Origin of the sequence: Lacrimispora algidixylanolytica (assembly GCF_003609635.1) — a bacterium.
GTDB lineage: Bacteria > Bacillota > Clostridia > Lachnospirales > Lachnospiraceae > Lacrimispora > Lacrimispora algidixylanolytica.
On sequence record NZ_MCIA01000032.1, the window covers coordinates 119,082 to 137,309 of the forward strand.

Below are 18,228 nucleotides of genomic sequence, written 5' to 3' on the forward strand. Positions count from 1 at the left end.
TTTCTAGTCACTGCTTTATTCCTTTGATTCCCTAATAACGAAAGCCTTACTTTAGGAGGCGATTTTTTATGACAAATAGTTACAAAACATATAGGGTATACCGGTACAATAATACAAGAAAACCTTGGAGAAAGGTGCAATTGATTGCTTACAAAAAGAAATGCTTTTTGTATTTTGTCAGGTTGTGCCTGCTTTTGCTTGTCTTTTTAGAAGCCTCTGTTCTGATCCCTCGGTGTAAAGAAGACTTACTTTTTTATACGAAATATCTGTTTTCTATCAATCAGGAGCTGGAACTCCAGACCAAAAGTAATGATACTAACAGGGGGAATGAAGGGGAAACGAAGGAGAATGGATTTTTCCTTGATTTGAAAGAAGGAAAGGTCAAAATCTGGAAGAAAGTAGAGCGAGTGGTGTATCAAAAACCTGATTGAGAAACAGAACCATGGTTTGGTCATTAGTATTTATAATAAGAAAATCAGTTGCAATCCTATTTTCGGTGTATTATAATTTCTACTGAAACACCAGAGTTTTATTTGAAAGACTTATAAATTAATTCAGAAAAGGACAGGTGGCTACCATGGAGAAAAAAGAAATGCTGTATGAAGGAAAAGCAAAGAAAGTTTATACGACGGAAGATTCTGACGTATTAATTGTCTCATATAAAGATGATGCTACAGCGTTGAATGGTCTTAAAAAGGGTACGATTGTTGGAAAAGGTGCAATTAACAATCGGATGACCAATTTTATCTTCAAGAAATTAGAAGCCAAAGGTGTTCCCACTCATCTGGTAGAAGAATTAAATGACCGTGAGACAGCGGTAAAGAAAGTGGAGATCGTACCTCTAGAAGTAATCGTTAGAAATTTCTCCGCCGGCAGCTTCGCCAAAAAGATGGGAATGGAAGAAGGCGTAAAGTTTTCTTGTCCAACTCTTGAATTCAGCTATAAAGATGATGAACTGGGAGACCCCTTCATCAATGATTACTATGCACTTGCCTTAAATCTTGCCACCAAAGAAGAGATTGAGGCCATAACAAAGTATGCATTTATGGTGAATGAAGCATTGATTGAATATTTTGAAGCTTTAAATATAGATCTCATCGATTTTAAGATTGAATTTGGCCGCTATCACGGAACTATTATACTGGCTGACGAGATTTCACCGGATACCTGCAGACTGTGGGATAAAGATACCCATGAAAAACTGGACAAGGATCGTTTCCGCAGGGATATGGGAAATGTGGAAGATGCATATGAAGAAGTCTTCCGCCGTCTTGGGATTCAGTAAACGCACAGAGAGGGAAAACACTAGATGAGTAACGAATTAAACTTCAACATTGAGGAAGAGTTGCACGAAGAATGTGGCGTCCTCGGTATGTATGATTTTGACGGCGCTGACGTTGCATCTACCATTTATTACGGATTATTTGCTTTACAGCATAGAGGCCAGGAAAGCTGCGGAATTGCCGTCAGCGATACAGAAGGTCCTAAGGGAAAAGTAAATGCTTATAAAGGGATGGGATTATGTAATGAGGTATTTACTCCAGAGATTTTAGAAGGTCTTCATGGCAATATCGGAGTAGGTCATGTTCGTTATTCCACTGCAGGAAGCAGTACAAGAGAGAATGCACAGCCTCTTGTCCTTAATTACTTAAAAGGAACTCTTGCGATGGCTCACAATGGCAATTTGGTGAATGCATTGGAGCTACGTAAGGAGCTTGAGTATAACGGAGCTATTTTCCAGACCACCATAGATTCTGAAGTAATTGCCTATCATATCGCAAGAGAACGAGTAAAAGCCCCATCGGTAGAGGCGGCTGTGGCAAATGCCATGAAAAAGATCGTGGGAGCATATTCTCTTGTGGTAATGAGTCCACGTAAGCTAATTGGAGCAAGAGATCCTTATGGATTTAAGCCTTTATGCATCGGGAAAAGGGACAATGCTTATATCATAGTTTCAGAAAGCTGCGCTCTTGATACCATTGGAGCTGAGTTTGTCCGGGATGTTCAGCCGGGAGAGATTGTAACCATAACAAAGGAAGGAATAAAATCCGATACCAGTCTTTGTCCCAAAGATAAATCTAAGGAAGCTAGATGTGTCTTTGAATATATTTACTTTGCAAGACCAGACAGTGTATTTGATGGTGTCAGCGTTTATCATGCAAGGATTAGTGCTGGCCGTGCCCTGGCAATAGATTCACCTGTAGAAGCAGATCTTGTGGTTGGGGTTCCTGAATCAGGCAATGCAGCAGCTCTTGGCTATTCCCTTCAGTCGGGTATCCCTTATGGGACTGCGTTTATAAAGAACTCCTATGTAGGCAGAACCTTTATTAAGCCAAAGCAAAGCAACCGGGAATCCTCTGTACGGATTAAACTGAATGTTTTAAAAGAAGCGGTCGTAGGAAAACGTGTCATTATGATAGATGATTCTATTGTCAGAGGAACAACTAGTGCACTTATCGTTAATATGCTGCGGGAATCGGGAGCAAAAGAGGTTCATGTCCGTATCAGTGCGCCTCCATTTCTCCATCCATGTTACTTTGGAACGGACATACCAGATCAGGATCAGTTGATCGCACATAATCGTACCACGGATGAAGTAAGAGAATTATTGGGAGCGGACTCCTTATCCTATTTAAAGATTGAGCGGTTAGCTGATATGGCAGAGGGTTTGCCTATCTGCACGGCATGCTTTAGTGGAAATTATCCCATTGAGCCTCCAAAAGAGGATATTAGGGGAGAATATAACAGGTAATATTTTGAAGTGATTGGAAGGACCGTTTGTCTGCCTGCAAAGAAGGGCCCTCAGACGGTTTTTCTACCTCTTCCCAAACGTTCAAATATATGATACCATTAAACCAATACGAACCAAGGAGGAATATAAGAGACATGACAGATCGTTACCAAAGCCCGCTATCTGAGCGATATGCCAGCAAAGAGATGCAGTACATTTTTTCACCGGATAAGAAATTCAGGACATGGAGAAAGCTCTGGATTGCACTTGCGGAAGCGGAAAAGGAGCTGGGTCTTCCTGTTACACAAGAGCAGATAGAAGAATTAAAGGCGCACCAGGATGAGATTAATTACGATGTGGCCATACAGAGGGAAAAAGAGGTCCGTCATGATGTTATGTCCCACGTATACGCATACGGCGTCCAGTGTCCAAAAGCAAAGGGTATCATTCATTTAGGAGCAACCTCCTGCTACGTTGGAGATAATACGGATATTATTGTAATGACAGAGGCTCTTAAGCTAGTAAGAAAGAAGCTGATCAATGTAATTGGAGAATTAGCTTCATTTGCAGATTCATATAAAGATCTTCCTACTCTTGCATTCACTCATTTCCAGCCGGCACAGCCTACGACAGTAGGAAAGCGTGCAACACTCTGGATTCATGATCTGGTAATGGATTTAGAAGATCTGGATTATCTTTTAGACTCTATCCGCCTTCTTGGATCCAAGGGCACCACAGGAACTCAGGCAAGCTTTTTAGAGCTGTTTGACGGAGATATGGAAAAAGTGAAACAGGTGGATACCCTCATTGCAGATAAGATGGGTTATGCTGGTTGTTATCCAGTTTCTGGACAGACCTATTCCAGAAAAGTGGACAGCCGTGTGGTGAATGTCTTGGCAGGAATTGCACAGAGTGCTCATAAGTTCTCCAATGACATCCGTCTGTTACAGCACTTAAAGGAAATTGAAGAGCCCTTTGAAAAGAGCCAGATCGGTTCTTCGGCCATGGCATATAAGAGAAACCCAATGAGAAGCGAGAGAATTGCATCTTTGTCCAATTATGTTATGGCAGATGTGATGAACCCCATGCTGGTTTCCTCTACTCAGTGGTTTGAACGTACTCTGGATGATTCGGCTAACAAACGACTTAGCGTTCCGGAAGGCTTTTTAGCCATTGATGGAATTTTGGATCTTTATTTAAATGTTGTAGATGGACTTGTGGTTTATCCAAAGGTGATTGAAAAACACATGATGGCAGAGCTTCCTTTTATGGCAACAGAAAACATTATGATGGATGCTGTTAAAGCCGGTGGAGATCGCCAGGAACTTCACGAAAAAATTCGTGAATTATCCATGGAAGCGGGACGTAATGTAAAAGAACGCGGACTTGAGAATAATCTTTTGGAGTTGATTGCAGCGGATCCAACCTTTAATCTGACTCTTGAAGATTTGAATCAGAGCATGGAGATGAAAAAATACGTTGGATGTGCTCCTTATCAAGTAACAAATTATTTAAGCGAACGAATCAATCCTTTGCTTGAGAGAAATAAAGAGATTCTTGGTATGACAGCGGAAATTAACGTATAGTCATGGTGCAGGCAGACTGAATTTGTTAAGGTCTGCCTGTTTTTTGTCTTTGTCAGGAGGAATTCATGAGCATTAATTTGGAATACTATAAAGTGTTTTATTATGTGGCTCAGATGGGAAGTATAACATTAGCAGCGGAAAAATTATGTATCTCTCAACCGGCGGTGAGCCAGGCAGTAAGGCAGCTGGAACAGTCCTTGGACAGCCAGTTGTTTTTACGAACTTCAAAAGGAGTTCGCCTAACTAGAGAGGGAGAATTTTTCTATGATTATATCAAAACCGGTTTGGACAGCATATGGCATGGAGAAAATATGCTTAGACGTATGAAGGATCTGGATACGGGAGAAGTTCGGATCGGAGCCAGCGATATGACTCTGCAATTTTATCTTCTTCCTTATCTGGAACGGTTCCATGAGCTTCATCCTGGGATTAAGGTGACTGTTTCCAATGGACCGACCTCGGAAACCCTGCGTTTTTTGTATGAAGGGAAAATCGACTTTGGAGTTGTCAGTACACCTTTTGATGCAAGACCAGAAGTGACCATCATGCCGGTAAAGGAAGTAGAGAATGTTTTTGTGGCCGGAGATAAGTTCCGCTACCTGCAAGGAAAAAAGCTTGGTTATGAAATTCTAAAAGAGCTACCCTGCATATTTCTTGAAAAGAATACCAGTACCAGAGCCTTTATGGATCGGTTTCTAGCGGAAAGAGGTGTGGAAGTGGAACCGGAATTTGAACTGTCAACCAGTGATATGATCGTTCAGTTTGCCATGCGTAATCTGGGCATTGGTTGTGTGATGTCGGGATTTGCAAAGGTGGAGCTGGAAAGAGGAAATCTTATGGAATTAAAATTCCAAGAAGAAATGCCCAAACGTCATTTCTCCATTATCACGGATAAGAAAACGCCTGTTTCACCAGCCGGTAAAGGACTTTTACAGCTTATGAAGAACGACATAAGCTGAGCTTATGTCAAATATAAATAATATTGATTTTACTTATGCAACTCTTTGCGGTATCATATAGAAGTAAAAGGTATTATTCACTCGAAGGAGGAACAATCAAATGGTAAGAGCAATCGTAGGCGCCAATTGGGGCGACGAAGGAAAAGGCAAGATTACAGACATGCTGGCGAAGGAATCTGATATTATCGTACGTTATCAGGGGGGTAGCAACGCTGGACATACTATCATCAACAATTATGGCAAGTTTGCGCTTCATCTTCTGCCTTCTGGCGTATTTTATGATCATACGACAAGTATCATAGGCAATGGTGTGGCATTAAACATTCCATTTCTTGTAAAGGAAGTTAATGATTTGGTAAGCAAAGGTGTGCCAAAGCCACAGATTCTTGTATCTGACCGTGCACAGATTCTTATGCCGTACCACATTCTTTTCGATCAGTATGAAGAAGAACGTCTAGGCAAACAGTCTTTTGGTTCTACAAAATCAGGGATTGCTCCATTTTATTCAGATAAATATGCTAAAATTGGTTTTCAGGTTAGTGAGCTTTTTGATGAAGAAGCTTTAAAGGAAAAGATAGCTCGTGTTTGCGAGACAAAGAATATACTTTTAGAGCACTTATATCATAAGCCAGCGATTAATTCAGATGAATTATTCCAGACACTTTTGGAATACCGTGAGATGGTTGAACCATTCGTATGCGATGTTTCCAAATACCTTCATGATGCAATTAAAGAAGGGAAGACCATTCTTTTAGAAGGTCAGCTTGGATCCTTAAAGGATACGGATCATGGAATTTATCCTATGGTAACCTCATCCTCTACACTTGCAGCTTACGGTGCCATTGGAGCAGGAATCCCTCCATATGAAATCAAGAATATTACAACAGTCGTGAAGGCTTATTCTAGTGCAGTAGGCGCTGGTGCATTTGTAAGTGAGATATTTGGTGATGAGGCAGATGAATTAAGACGTAGAGGCGGCGATGGCGGCGAATTCGGAGCTACCACAGGAAGACCAAGACGTATGGGTTGGTTTGATGCGGTTGCTTCCAGATATGGTTGCCGTATTCAGGGCGCTACAGAAGTTGCACTGACCGTTCTTGACGTATTGGGATATCTTGATGAGCTTCCTATCTGTATCGGATATGAGATTGACGGAGAAGTGACAAAGGATTTCCCAACAACTTCTAAGCTTAATATAGCAAAACCTGTGTACACCACCCTTCCAGGCTGGAAATGTGAGACACGTGGTATTACAAAATACGAAGATCTTCCAGAAAACTGCAGAAAATATATTGAATTCATTGAGAAGGAACTAGAGACACCAATTACTATGGTATCTAACGGTCCTGGCAGAGATGAGATTATTTACCGCAAGTAAGAAATAATTAAAAACGGAGAACAAGGATAAGGGGATGTGCCCGGTCCTGTTCTCTGTTTTTTAAATTGCTCATTGTCGATTATGTAGTTTCTCTTTCTGCTAAAGAAGCGTGAAACATAATATGTTGATATGCCGGTACTATTTCCTGCTCTGTTTCCATTTCTCCTATTAAAAGCTGAACCGCTTTGCTCCCCATTTCAAACGCTGGCATCTCCATAGATGTCATGGAAGTTTCAAGCATATCACCAATACAATGTCCGGTTAGACTCATGACCTTGATTTGTTCTGGAAAATTCAGTCCCTCTTTTTTCAATGCTCTGAGGGCACCGATCCCATGCATATCTACCGCAGCCATAATGCCATCTAGCTTAGGATCCTGTTTAAGCAGCTGATATACCCCTTCGTAGCCTTCGTTAAAATAATTACGGGAGGGGCCAGAAAGACCAACCACATTTTCTGTAAAACCACTTTCGCTAATTGCATCATAATAGCCGCGATAGCGATCTCGGTATGGAATAAGTTTTGAAAAACCATTAATTAAGCCAATGTGGCGACAGCCCTTTGAAACCAGATATTTCACTCCGTTATAAGCAATTTCGTGATAATCAGTTACTACACTGCTCATGGTTTTATCCTGTCGACGTACCACTTGGACAACAGATATTCCACTGTCTCTGATATCCCGAATCAGACGGGCATTCTCTCCCGTTGAAGCAATGATAATACCGTCTCCAAACCCATTTCTCAATCGATTCAAACACTCTTTTTCCACATTCGGATCATCTTTGGTACAGCAGATTAATGTTTCATAACCGAACTTGCGGGCTTCCAGTTCTATTCCCTGGGTAATCTCCGAAAAAACTGACATGCTGATACTGGGGACCACCACGCCTATGGTATGGCGCTTACCCTGTCGAAGTCCTTTGGCCAATAAATTAGGATGGTAACTCAGTTGTTTGACCGCAGCATAAATTCTTGCCTTTGTTTCCGGATGTACATAAGAAGTATTATTTAATGCCCTGGAGGCAGTACTGACATCAACACAGGCCAGTTTAGCGACATCTTTTAGAGTGGCCATATAGAGGCACCTCCTTTCTGATTTTATTAGATTAAAGTATTAATCGTTTTTTATTCCGGGAGTACGTTCTATGTATAGGTTGATAAAGCCTGTTTGTAATCGTTAATATAAGCCTCTGCAAACGTTTGTTATTCATGCAATCATTATAGTATTTCAGTCCTTTTGTGTCAATGCCTGTACATGTACCACCAACGGCTTGCTTTTGGGTTTTTATACTTATTTACACTATAATAATCTTTATTATCTAGGTATTCACATGTAGTCACATTAGCATAAAAAACGCTTAACCCCCTTTGTTTACTGGCTTTTGTGCGATATTATACTTTCTCAATCATGGTACTTATTCCACCTTTCGTTTTTGCTAATAGTTCAAAAGTTTTCTTGATACATGCAAAAAATTGCAGGAAACCTCCGTCGTCTTGACTCCATACATCCGGCATGATATAAATGAGTTACACAAGAAATGCAAACGTTTGTATTAAAACTTGGAGCATATGCGCAGTGCTTACATATCAAACAAATGGTCGAATTAAAGGAGAAAAAAATTATGGCAAAAACTAAAAACTTTAAAACAATATTCCCAGCTGTATCTGTTCCGTTAAAAGATGATTATTCTATTGATGAAAAAGAATTTCGTGCATATCTTCGTTGGATTAAAACGTTTTATGGTAAGGGGATTGAGGGGTTAGTATGTAATGGACATACTGGAGAAGTAACAGGTCTGACACGTACAGAACGGAAACGTGTTGTTGAAATCTGCAGCGAAGAATGCGGTGATGTAATGACAATTGTTTCCGGTATTAACTGCGAAAATACCGTAGAGTCTATTGAAATGGCAAGAGAAGCAAAGGAAGCTGGTGCAGATGGAATTTTGTTAATGCCTCCTCATATGTGGCTTCGTTTTGGAATGAGTGAGGATGCACCATTTGAGTACGTAAAAGATGTAGCGGAAGGTGCTGATATTGACATCATCATTCACTTATATCCAGCAATTAGTAAGGCATTTTATCCAGTACAAACTTTAATTAAAATGTGCAAAGAAATTGATCATGTTAAATGTATCAAGATGGGAACCCGTGTTACTTCCATCTATGAGCATGATGTACGTTTGCTTCGCCAGGAGTGCCCAGATATTTCTCTTATCACTTGTCACGATGAAACACTGTGCGTGAGCTGGTTCCCTGGAATGGATGGAGCTTTAATCGGATTTGCTGGCTGCGTTCCTGAAATAATCTGTCCGGCATGGGATGTATTTAAGAATCCTGATAAACATACTTTGAAAGAAGCACAGAACTGGTCCGATCGTATTTACCATATTTCACAGGCAATCTATGGTGGAGGGCAGCCGTCTGGCGAAGCTCATGCGCGTTTGAAAGAAGCATTGGTACAGCGAGGAGTATTTACTTCCGGACTCATGCGTAAACCTGTATTGCCATTGAATAAGGAAGAAAAAGATTGGATTGCGCAGGGTCTTGAGCGCAGTGAACTTGAAAAAATCGATATGAATCAGTTTCTGGATTAATCCAGATAGTTGAAACATAAACGTTTTTATTTATCAAATATATGAAAGAAAGCCGATTGAGGATATGATCATCCGAGATCGGCCTTCTTTCGTAACTGACCTGTTATGAGCATATGATGTCCAATACTGAATTCGTCTTACATTGGGTAAGGGCTTGCTTGTAGTTATAAAAATTGTGCACAATTATCAATAAGTGCAACATATTGCAGGATTAGTTGTAAACATTGACGAATGTATGAAGTTTGTTATAAAATGAACCAACAAAAACAAACGATTGCATGCAGGTTTGTTGGTTGATTTACACAATTTATACTTATTGATTTTACTTGAATGTTAAGGAGGTATTTATGGAAAGTAATTATGCGGGGGATTTAGTAATGACTCAGGAGTCCAATAATATGATCGAGGCTGCTGATAATGTATTGGGGTTTGATCCAAAGACTGTTAAACGTCTTCCCACAGGGGAACTATTAAAAAAGGTGGGACCAGGGTTTATTTTAGCAGGCATTGTACTTGGACCTGGTTCTCTAACGACATCAGCCATGATGGGTGCTCAATACGGATACCGTTTGCTGTGGATCATGATTCCTGTTTTGTTTATGGGAACTACATTCATGTTAACAACTTATAGACTGTCCATGCTGACCGGAATGCCATCCATTCACGCAATCCGTCATTATTATGGTAAGACGGCTGCTGGTTTTGTTGGCATTGCTACATTTTTAGCCTGTATGTTTTTCACAATCGGTAACATCTCTGGTATTGGAGCGGGAATGAATCTGGTTTTTGGGATAAACTGGAAGCTTGGGGCGGTTATTATCATGGCTGCGGTAATATTTTGTTATTTTTCTAAAAATGTTTATAACAAAATAGAAAAAGGAATTATGGTTGCATTATGTGCAATGACAATTGCATTTCTGTTCGTTTTAATCATGTCTGGTGGACCTGATGCCAGGGAATCTGCCAGGGGACTGGTTCAATGGAAGTTTCCAGCAGGAAGTCTTCCGATGATTATAGGATTCATTGGTTCCAGTGCTTCTTTAACTACAGGTATTTATGGAACTTATCTTGGCAATGAAAAGAAGTGGAAGAAACAGGATTTATTCAACGGTGTAATGATGACCGATGCAGCCGCACATATTTTTGGTGTTATAGTTATCAGTATTGCAATTATTCTGGTTGGCGCGATTGTAATGAATCCGACGGGGGCTACGATAAACGCTCCTGCAGATCTGGCAGCTATGCTGATTCCTGTACTGGGTGATGCTGCTCCGCTGGTTATGGGAATCGCTTTACTTTCCGCAGCTTTCTCCGCTATATTAGGAAATACTGCAAGAGGAGTTGTATTGTTAAATGCAGGTGTTAATCAGCCAACGGCATTAGATGGAAAAAATATTAAAATTGGTTCTATGATTGTTCTTGCAATCGGTACCGCCATTTGCTTTAGTTATGGGAAATCTCCGGTACAATTAATCTATTTATCTAATGTTGCAACAGGTATAGCAACACCAGTTGCTGGATTGTTTATCACTCGGATGATCTGGAGAAAAGATATTAACCGTGGAATTAAGGAACCAAGAGCACTTCAGATTTGTATGACGATTAGTTACATATTCTACTTATTTGTAACCATTTATGCATTAGTTGGCGTGGTTCCGAAATTCATAAATTCGATTGTAGGATTGTTTTAATTAGCTTTTTATATTTTTCTAAAAAGCCCCTAGCTAGCTGATATAAACTACACGCAAACTGCGAAATAGACTGTTTGCAACAAACAGGCTGCATCTTCGCTTAGAGCGAGTATGCAGCCTGTGAAGATAACTTTATTCGTCTTCCCCGTTGCGTGTTTTATTACGTTCATCTGGCTTTAAGACGCGGGCCACCAGTTGTACTACATAAAGAAAGACAGGAACAGCAACGGTTGAGAAAATAGCAGCCATCAGCCAGTTCTTTGAATCTGGATGATGGGAAAATGCAGAGAACAATGCAATGATATACATGGAGACGATTAAAATAACTCCAATCATTGCCAGTGGGCGTTTTAAGTTCATGGGTGAAATCCCTCGCTTTCTAAACCTGATATAGTTTCTATTATATCTCATAAAATGAAGATTGGAAAGAAGCCCTTAGAGAATCTTAATAAAAAGTTATAGCTTATGACCTGTACTTTTCTCCTAAATTATAGTAGAATTTCTATTAAATAACAGGGACAGTATGGAAGGGGTGTTACAATCCTTGAAAAAAACGTGGATTACGGTATCTGTCTGTATCCTTATAAGCCTGGGTTGTATCACGGTTTCTTCAGCAGAGGAGGCAGTTTCCACACCCTCCGGTGGCAAATCTTTAACACCGGAAACGAAATGGAGCTGGCAGAAGGATTTTGATGGTTGGAAGTATGTAGATGGCCAGGGGGGCTTTAAAAAGAATACCTGGGAAGATATAAACGGTAGCTGGTATTATTTTGACAATGATGGTTATATGACCACGGACTGGGTGAAGATTAAGGGAGTGGAATACTACTTTTTAGAAAGTGGTGAGCAGGAGATTGGCTGGTGCTACAATGAGGATGATGAAAAGTGGCATTATTACGGCAAGGATGGGAAAGTGCAAAAAGGCTGGTTTCAGGATGTAGACGAAAGCTGGTATTGGTTCTCTACGAGAGGAGAGATGGTTTCCTCTGGTTATAAGAACATATCTGGAAACCGATACTATTTTTTTGATAACGGACAGATGGCGGCCAATCAGTATGTAGGACTGGCCTATATGGATGAAAAAGGAGTACGAAACCGAGAGCTGGATATCAGTGTAAAAGGTAAGAAAGGTTCCTATTCTCTTCCTGCTGAGGTAAAAGAGGCGTTTACAGAATCTTCTAAAAATGTTCCAAGGCAGTGGGTAAAGAAATTTATTGACCAGGGCTGGGAAATTCTTTATTATCCGGATAAGCAATATTTTTCAGCACCAATGACAGGAAACGGGATCTATTATGTTGGTCATAAGTTGGATATGAATTATAAAAAAATTAAGATCTGCAACCCTGGAGAGTTGGCGGAGGCATTCGGCGAGTATATTGGGTACGCCTCAGGCTGTTATAAAAGTAACAGTAAATTAGGCACGGACCTAATGATGTACCGGGATTCCCTGGAGGATTTTATCTATGTGCCGGATTATTATTCCGATGACATAGCATTTTATTTTGGTAAACTGATAGGTACCTATGTAGAATCTCCTTACACACGATCAGAGATGGAAGTGGCATCCCCAGAGGCGGTAAGTATCTTAAAAAACATTTTATATGAGCAGAAAAAGGATAAGTAAGCGGCTTTGGGCGAACCGGGGCCGCTTTTGTCGTATAAAAAGTTATAATTTTTATTGACAAATGTTAGTAAATGGTATATTATCAATTTAAAGGTTTAGCACAATTTAATTTAATAAAACTAAAGGAAGTGAAAAGATGGCATTATTGGCTAAGGTATTCGTTGCTATCATTGCAGCCGAACATTTGTATATTCTCTGGGTAGAGATGTTTGCATGGACGACGACAGGTAAGCGTATATTTACTTCGATAGACCATACGCTTTTTGAAAAAACAAAGGGTCTTGCAGCAAATCAAGGATTGTATAATGGATTCCTATCTGCTGGACTCATTTGGTCCTTATTCATAGGGGATGTATTATGGGCAAAGAACATAGCCGTATTTTTCCTGTCATGCGTTGTTTTTGCTGGAAGTTACGGTGCTCTGACTTCCTCGAAGTCGATTTTTTTCAAACAGGCACTGCCGGCATTACTGGTGCTTTTAGGAGTCATATTAATTCATTAAATCAAAAAAAAGAGGAGAAATAAACCATGAACGAGACAATCAAATTAATACAGGACCACAGATCTATAAGGAGTTTTCTTGATAAGGATGTTGACGATGCCGTTATAGATGAGATCTTAAAAACGGCTCAGGCCATGCCAAATTCGATCAATGGACAGCAGACCTCAGTTATTGTAATCAGAGATAAGGACGCCAAGAAAAAGATTGCCCAGCTTACCGGTAACCAAACCTGGATAGAGGAAGCACCTGTATTTTTGCTGTTTCTCATTGATTTTTACAAGACAAAATTAGGTGCTGAGAAGAATGGTCTTACTCAGGTCATACATGAAAGCGTAGAAGGAACTATGGTTGGAACCTTTGATGCTGGCCTTCAGATGGGAGCTGCTATTATTTCAGCAGAATCTCTGGGACTTGGAATTGTTCCTATTGGAGGCGTACGTAAAAACCCAGAAGAGTTGATTGAATTGTTAAAGCTTCCTGAATATACCTTCCCTGCTGTTGGTCTTGCTTTAGGCTATCCAAAGGATCATTCCCATAAGAAACCTAGACTTCCCCTTGATACCTTTAAGCATGAGGAATTTTATCATTCCGATGGATTGTTAGAGTCCATTGATCAGTACGATAAGGACATGGAAGATTATTTGGCAGAAGTTGGACGGGAGAAGGAAGGAAACTGGAGCAAGTTCACTTCTAGTATTTACCAGAGTGTTTACTATCCTGAGGTATATCCAACCATTAAGAAACAGAAATTATCTAATGACAAATAAAGAAAAAATGCAGGCAGCCGAAACATTTGGCTGCCTGCATTTTTTTATTCCGCCAGTTCTTCCCACTGTTGATAAAGCGCTTCCAGTTGTTTTCCAATGGCATCTTTTTCCTGATTTAGTTCCATAAGCTTTGGTACGTCGGTGAAGATTTCTTCTTTTACAAGAAGTTCATCAATTTCTCCATCTCTGGTTTCAAGTTTATGAATCTCATCCTCTGTTTTTTTAAGCTCATTCTGACGCTTTCTAAGTCGTGCCTGTTCTTCCTTTTGAGACTTCCAGTCCGATTTTGTTTCAGAAGTCTCTTCCTTAGCTTCTAAGGTTGTTATAGGGGAAGCGGCATATAGACTGGTCATTAGATCTTTCTTTTCCAAATAATAATCATAATTACCGATATAATTAACCACAGTCTGATTGGTTAAATCAAGGATTCTTGTGGCGGTTCGGTTAATAAAATAACGGTCATGGGATACGTAAAGTACTGTACCGGTATAGTTGTTAAGCGCTTCTTCCAGGATTTCTTTTGACGTAATGTCCAAATGGTTGGTAGGCTCATCGAGGATTAGAAAATTGGCCTCAGAAAGCATGAGCTTTGCAAGAGACACACGTCCTCGTTCTCCACCGCTTAGATCCTTGACCCGCTTGTACACATCGTCGCCAGTAAATAAGAATGCAGCCAGTATATTTCTTATCTGAGTGTTGTTCATGGAAGGGTACGTGTCCTGGAGCTCATCAAAAAGTGTCTTTTCCATATGGAGAACCTGATGTTCCTGATCATAGTACCCAATATGTACTTTGGAGCCTAAGACAATCTCACCCTGGTCTGCACCCAGAATGCCATTAAGCATCTTTAAAATAGTGGTTTTCCCCGTGCCATTGCCGCCAATAATAGAAATTCGTTCTCCTCTTTTAATATCAAAATTCACATGATCGAATAAAAGATTTTGGTCAAAGGCTTTTTTAAGGTCTCTAACAGTTAAGACATCATTACCACTGATAATATTAGGCTCCAGACGGATCTTCATCTCGTCATTGACCTCTGTAGGCCGATCCAGACGATCAATCTTGTCCAACATCTTTTCCCGGCTTTCTGCGCGTTTAATGGATTTCTCTCTGTTAAAGGATTTTAATTTGGTTATAACTTCTTCCTGATGTTTGATTTCTTGCTGCTGGTTTAAATACGCTTTCATCTTTGCTTCCCGAATCATAGCCCTCTTACCGCTGTATTCCGTATAATTTCCCTGGTAGACATTCATAATGCCATTATCAAGTTCAATGATTTTGGTGACCACCCGATCTAAAAAGTAACGGTCATGAGCAACGATGATAACGCTGCCATCGTAATTGACCAGATAACCTTCCAGCCAAGCGATGGATTCCATATCTAGATGGTTGGTAGGCTCATCCAGTAAGATAATGTCTGGTTTTGAAAGAAGAAGGCGTCCTAAGGCAACCCTTGTTTTTTGTCCTCCAGATAAGGCTATGACAGGTTTCTTGAAATCTTCCTCTGTAAAGCCCAAACCTTTTAAAACACCAGTGACCTCGCTTTGATAGGCATAACCGTTTTGCTGTTCAAATTCGTGGTTTAGCCGGCTATAGGAGGAGAGCATATTATCAAGCTCGCTACCTGTAAGGTGTTTCATATCCAGTTCCATCTGACGAATTTTGGCTTCCATTTCGATGATGGGCCGTTTGATCTCAAGGACCTCTTCATAGACGGTTCGCTCTCCGGAAAGGTCCTGATGTTGAGATAAGTAACCGATGGTTTTACCCTTTGAGGCAACCACCTCACCTTCGTCGGCAGGCAGTTCCCCGATGATGATTTTTAAGAGTGTAGACTTACCGGCACCGTTGATTCCTACGATAGCCGCCTTTTCATTTTCCTCTATATGAAAGGAAGCGTGTTTAATCACTTCATTGCTTCCAAAGGCTTTGCTTATGTTACTGCATGATAGAATCATGGTTTTATTTCCTCCCGTGTAAGTGTATGACAATAGGATTAGTATAATATAGGTCATTTATTTTTTCAAGGATACATTGGAAAAACTAGTTTGACATTATTTTGACGTGAAGTTATAATAATGGTAGTTTATTCTGAGTAAAAGAAGGTGAAGATGTGGCAGATAAAGAAATTTCAAAAGCAGTGATTGCCAGGCTTCCTAGATATTACCGATATCTAGGAGAGCTGCTGGAAGAAGGAGTGGAACGGATTTCCTCCAATGATTTAAGCATACGAATGAGGGTGACCGCTTCTCAGATCCGTCAGGACCTGAATAACTTCGGTGGATTTGGTCAACAGGGCTATGGCTATAATGTAAAATATCTTTATACGGAGATAGCAAAGATACTGGGGATCGACAGGCAGCATAATATTGTCATTATTGGCGCTGGTAACTTAGGCCAGGCGATTGCCAACTATGCCAATTTTGAGAAGCGTGGTTTCCTGATTAAAGGAATGTTCGATATCAATCCGCGTCTAATCGGGCTGGTAGTCCGAGGAATAGAGATTCGGGGCGTGGATGATTTAGAGGCCTTTGTGCGGGATAATGATGTCCAGATTGCAGCCCTTACCATACCAAAGACGAAGGCGCCTGAAATTGCAGACCTCCTTGTGCAGGCAGGTATTAAGGCTATCTGGAATTTTGCCCACACAGATTTAACAGTACCTGATGATGTTGTGGTAGAGAATGTTCATTTATCAGAGAGCTTGATGCGGTTGTCCTATCGTGTCTGCAATATGCAAGATGGTGGCACAGAGCTGGAAGACAAATAATCTGGTTAAATAGAAAGAGAGCCTGCTGGCAGACAAAGAGGATAACTCTTTTCTGCCGGCTGTTTTTCTATAGGAAAGAAAGGTGAATGCATTTTGAGATATCTGGTTACAGGAGATCAGATGAAAGAGGTGGATCATTACACCATAGATACAATTGGAATTCCTTCTCTGGTCCTTATGGAGCGGGCTGCTTTGGCAGTGGTTTGTGAAATAGAAAAGCTTGTGAATAAGAAAAGCCGTATCTGGGTTTTGTGCGGCAACGGTAATAATGGCGGAGATGGCATAGCCATTGCCAGAATGCTTCATTTAAAAGGATATAGAACCACTGCAATACTAGCTGGAAAGAGGGAGAGTGCAACCAGGGAGACCATGATACAATTGGAGATTGCCAAAAAGGTTGGGGTAGATCTCGTGGATTATCCTGATTTTACCTTTGGAGAGTGTGATCTTTTAGTCGATGCCTTATTTGGCTTAGGGCTTAATCGCGAAGTGCTTGGTTCCTACCGGGAGATTATGGATCAGGTGATAGCAAGCGGTCCTGCACTTACCGTGGCTGTAGATATTCCATCTGGCATACATTCAGGTTCTGGCCAGATTATGGGGATTGCTTTTCGTGCAGATGTAACGGTTACGTTTGGTTGGGAGAAACTTGGAACTATGCTTTATCCGGGCAAGGAATACAGCGGAACGGTTGTTGTGGCTGAGATAGGCTTTCCAGAACAGAGTCTTTCGACTATAAAATCTGAGTTCTTTACCTTTGAACCGGGAGATGCAAATAAGGTCCCTTTGCGTCCGGCTTATTCCAACAAAGGAAGTTTTGGCAAAGTCTTAGTTGTTGCAGGAAGTCGCAATATGAGCGGCGCTGCCTATTTAAGCTCTTTGGCAGCTTATCGCACCGGCGCAGGCCTGGTAAAGATCTTTACAGTAGAAGAAAACCGAACTATACTACAGTCAGAGTTGCCAGAAGCGATTATCGCAACATATGATCCTAAGGAAGCTGACGCAAGTACAGAAGCCTTTAAGGAGCTTCTAGGAAAACAGTGTGAGTGGGCCAGCGTGATTGTTCTAGGGCCAGGGCTTGGACGGGAGTCATACGTAAAAAATCTAGTGGAAGAAGTGCTTACCAATGCATACGTTCCTATTATCCTTGATGCAGACGGCTTGGGAGCCATCGCAGATAATCCTGATCTGACCGGATATTTCACAGAAAATATTATTGTAACACCCCATTTGGGAGAGATGGCGAGGCTGACTGGAAGTTCGGTAGAAGCCATCAAAAAAAATCTAATTGCTGCAGCAAGGGAATATGCGGATCGATTTGGTATTACATGTGTTTTAAAGGACGCTGTGACAATAGGAGCATTAAAAGATCAGAGGACTTATGTGAATTCCTCTGGAAACAGCTCTATGGCAAAAGCTGGGGCCGGGGACGTTTTGACAGGAATCATTGCCGGACTTCTGGCTCTTGGTCTGGAAGAATCCGATGCCGCCGCTCTTGGTGTCTGGCTCCACGGACGGGCCGGAGATGTGGTACAGGAAAAATACGGAGGCTATAGCCTTTTGGCAAGCCAGTTGACAGAAGAAATCCATACAATATTGCAGGAGCAAACGAGGTAGCAG

The 18,228-nt window shown here is 40.9% G+C and carries 16 protein-coding genes; 13 read left to right on the forward strand and 3 right to left on the reverse strand.

The annotated features are described in order from the left end of the window. The first annotated feature begins 68 nt into the window (after window positions 1–68). The 6 genes from BET01_RS17590 to BET01_RS17615 all read left to right on the forward strand — a co-directional run bounded on the left by BET01_RS17590 (window position 69) and on the right by BET01_RS17615 (window position 6,654). Window positions 69–431, forward strand: a complete 363-nt coding sequence (locus BET01_RS17590) for a hypothetical protein (protein ID WP_120198182.1) — start codon at window positions 69–71, stop codon at window positions 429–431. A gap of 146 nt (window positions 432–577) precedes the next feature. Beyond that, window positions 578–1,285, forward strand: a complete 708-nt coding sequence (gene purC / locus BET01_RS17595) for a phosphoribosylaminoimidazolesuccinocarboxamide synthase (protein ID WP_120198183.1) — start codon at window positions 578–580, stop codon at window positions 1,283–1,285. Window positions 1,286–1,309: 24 nt separating this feature from the next. Further along, complete coding sequence (gene purF, locus BET01_RS17600) at window positions 1,310–2,752, forward strand: amidophosphoribosyltransferase (RefSeq protein WP_120198184.1); 1,443 nt, start codon at window positions 1,310–1,312, stop codon at window positions 2,750–2,752. A gap of 134 nt (window positions 2,753–2,886) precedes the next feature. Further along, window positions 2,887–4,317 (forward strand): adenylosuccinate lyase, encoded by a 1,431-nt coding sequence (gene purB / locus BET01_RS17605; protein ID WP_120198185.1) that lies wholly within the window; start codon window positions 2,887–2,889, stop codon window positions 4,315–4,317. 65 nt (window positions 4,318–4,382) lie between these two features. Next, window positions 4,383–5,276 carry a LysR family transcriptional regulator gene (locus tag BET01_RS17610; protein WP_120198186.1) on the forward strand — a complete coding sequence of 298 codons (894 nt, stop codon included), beginning with the start codon at window positions 4,383–4,385 and terminating at the stop codon, window positions 5,274–5,276. 100 nt (window positions 5,277–5,376) lie between these two features. Continuing rightward, on the forward strand, window positions 5,377–6,654 hold the full coding sequence (locus BET01_RS17615) for an adenylosuccinate synthase (protein WP_120198187.1): 1,278 nt from the start codon (window positions 5,377–5,379) through the stop codon (window positions 6,652–6,654). 79 nt (window positions 6,655–6,733) lie between these two features. Here BET01_RS17615 and BET01_RS17620 read toward each other — a convergent pair whose 3' ends face one another. Next, window positions 6,734–7,732 (reverse strand): LacI family DNA-binding transcriptional regulator, encoded by a 999-nt coding sequence (locus BET01_RS17620; RefSeq protein ID WP_120198188.1) that lies wholly within the window; start codon window positions 7,730–7,732, stop codon window positions 6,734–6,736. Window positions 7,733–8,279: 547 nt separating this feature from the next. On the opposite strand from BET01_RS17620, the gene BET01_RS17625 reads away from it, so the two are divergent. Then, a complete protein-coding gene (locus BET01_RS17625) occupies window positions 8,280–9,254 on the forward strand; it encodes a dihydrodipicolinate synthase family protein (RefSeq protein ID WP_120198189.1) in 975 nt (324 codons plus the stop codon). A gap of 347 nt (window positions 9,255–9,601) precedes the next feature. Beyond that, on the forward strand, window positions 9,602–10,945 hold the full coding sequence (locus BET01_RS17630) for an Nramp family divalent metal transporter (RefSeq protein WP_243117266.1): 1,344 nt from the start codon (window positions 9,602–9,604) through the stop codon (window positions 10,943–10,945). A gap of 132 nt (window positions 10,946–11,077) precedes the next feature. Here the strand turns inward: BET01_RS17630 and BET01_RS17635 are convergent, their stop codons facing one another. Further along, window positions 11,078–11,305, reverse strand: coding sequence for a hypothetical protein (locus BET01_RS17635; protein ID WP_120198190.1), 228 nt, complete (start codon window positions 11,303–11,305; stop codon window positions 11,078–11,080). Window positions 11,306–11,489: 184 nt separating this feature from the next. Here BET01_RS17635 and BET01_RS17640 point away from each other — a divergent pair, with 184 nt between their 5' ends. The 3 genes from BET01_RS17640 to BET01_RS17650 all read left to right on the forward strand — a co-directional run bounded on the left by BET01_RS17640 (window position 11,490) and on the right by BET01_RS17650 (window position 13,838). Further along, window positions 11,490–12,569, forward strand: coding sequence for an N-acetylmuramoyl-L-alanine amidase family protein (locus BET01_RS17640; protein ID WP_120198300.1), 1,080 nt, complete (start codon window positions 11,490–11,492; stop codon window positions 12,567–12,569). A 136-nt stretch (window positions 12,570–12,705) separates the two neighbouring features. After that, complete coding sequence (locus BET01_RS17645; protein WP_120198191.1) at window positions 12,706–13,071, forward strand: DUF1304 domain-containing protein; 366 nt, start codon at window positions 12,706–12,708, stop codon at window positions 13,069–13,071. 26 nt (window positions 13,072–13,097) lie between these two features. Beyond that, window positions 13,098–13,838, forward strand: a complete 741-nt coding sequence (locus BET01_RS17650) for an NADPH-dependent oxidoreductase (protein WP_120198192.1) — start codon at window positions 13,098–13,100, stop codon at window positions 13,836–13,838. Window positions 13,839–13,882: 44 nt separating this feature from the next. Here BET01_RS17650 and abc-f read toward each other — a convergent pair whose 3' ends face one another. Further along, entirely contained in the window at window positions 13,883–15,796 is a 1,914-nt protein-coding gene (gene abc-f / locus BET01_RS17655; protein ID WP_120198193.1) for a ribosomal protection-like ABC-F family protein, read from the reverse strand. Window positions 15,797–15,951: 155 nt separating this feature from the next. On the opposite strand from abc-f, the gene BET01_RS17660 reads away from it, so the two are divergent. Both BET01_RS17660 and BET01_RS17665 read left to right on the forward strand, forming a co-directional pair. Further along, window positions 15,952–16,608, forward strand: a complete 657-nt coding sequence (locus BET01_RS17660; RefSeq protein WP_120198194.1) for a redox-sensing transcriptional repressor Rex — start codon at window positions 15,952–15,954, stop codon at window positions 16,606–16,608. A gap of 93 nt (window positions 16,609–16,701) precedes the next feature. Then, on the forward strand, window positions 16,702–18,225 hold the full coding sequence (locus tag BET01_RS17665; protein ID WP_120198195.1) for an NAD(P)H-hydrate dehydratase: 1,524 nt from the start codon (window positions 16,702–16,704) through the stop codon (window positions 18,223–18,225). Window positions 18,226–18,228: the final 3 nt, after the last annotated feature.

Bases quoted from the DNA above. Each gene is read 5' to 3' on its own strand.
- BET01_RS17625 (WP_120198189.1), top strand. From the start codon at position 8,280: ATGGCAAAAACTAAAAACTTTAAAACAATATTCCCAGCTGTATCTGTT.
- purF (WP_120198184.1), top strand. From the start codon at position 1,310: ATGAGTAACGAATTAAACTTCAACATTGAGGAAGAGTTGCACGAAGAA.
- BET01_RS17610 (WP_120198186.1), top strand. From the start codon at position 4,383: ATGAGCATTAATTTGGAATACTATAAAGTGTTTTATTATGTGGCTCAG.
- BET01_RS17645 (WP_120198191.1), top strand. From the start codon at position 12,706: ATGGCATTATTGGCTAAGGTATTCGTTGCTATCATTGCAGCCGAACAT.
- BET01_RS17650 (WP_120198192.1), top strand. From the start codon at position 13,098: ATGAACGAGACAATCAAATTAATACAGGACCACAGATCTATAAGGAGT.
- BET01_RS17615 (WP_120198187.1), top strand. From the start codon at position 5,377: ATGGTAAGAGCAATCGTAGGCGCCAATTGGGGCGACGAAGGAAAAGGC.
- purC (WP_120198183.1), top strand. From the start codon at position 578: ATGGAGAAAAAAGAAATGCTGTATGAAGGAAAAGCAAAGAAAGTTTAT.
- BET01_RS17620 (WP_120198188.1), bottom strand. From the start codon at position 7,732: ATGGCCACTCTAAAAGATGTCGCTAAACTGGCCTGTGTTGATGTCAGT.
- BET01_RS17635 (WP_120198190.1), bottom strand. From the start codon at position 11,305: ATGAACTTAAAACGCCCACTGGCAATGATTGGAGTTATTTTAATCGTC.
- BET01_RS17630 (WP_243117266.1), top strand. From the start codon at position 9,602: ATGGAAAGTAATTATGCGGGGGATTTAGTAATGACTCAGGAGTCCAAT.
- purB (WP_120198185.1), top strand. From the start codon at position 2,887: ATGACAGATCGTTACCAAAGCCCGCTATCTGAGCGATATGCCAGCAAA.
- BET01_RS17590 (WP_120198182.1), top strand. From the start codon at position 69: ATGACAAATAGTTACAAAACATATAGGGTATACCGGTACAATAATACA.
- abc-f (WP_120198193.1), bottom strand. From the start codon at position 15,796: ATGATTCTATCATGCAGTAACATAAGCAAAGCCTTTGGAAGCAATGAA.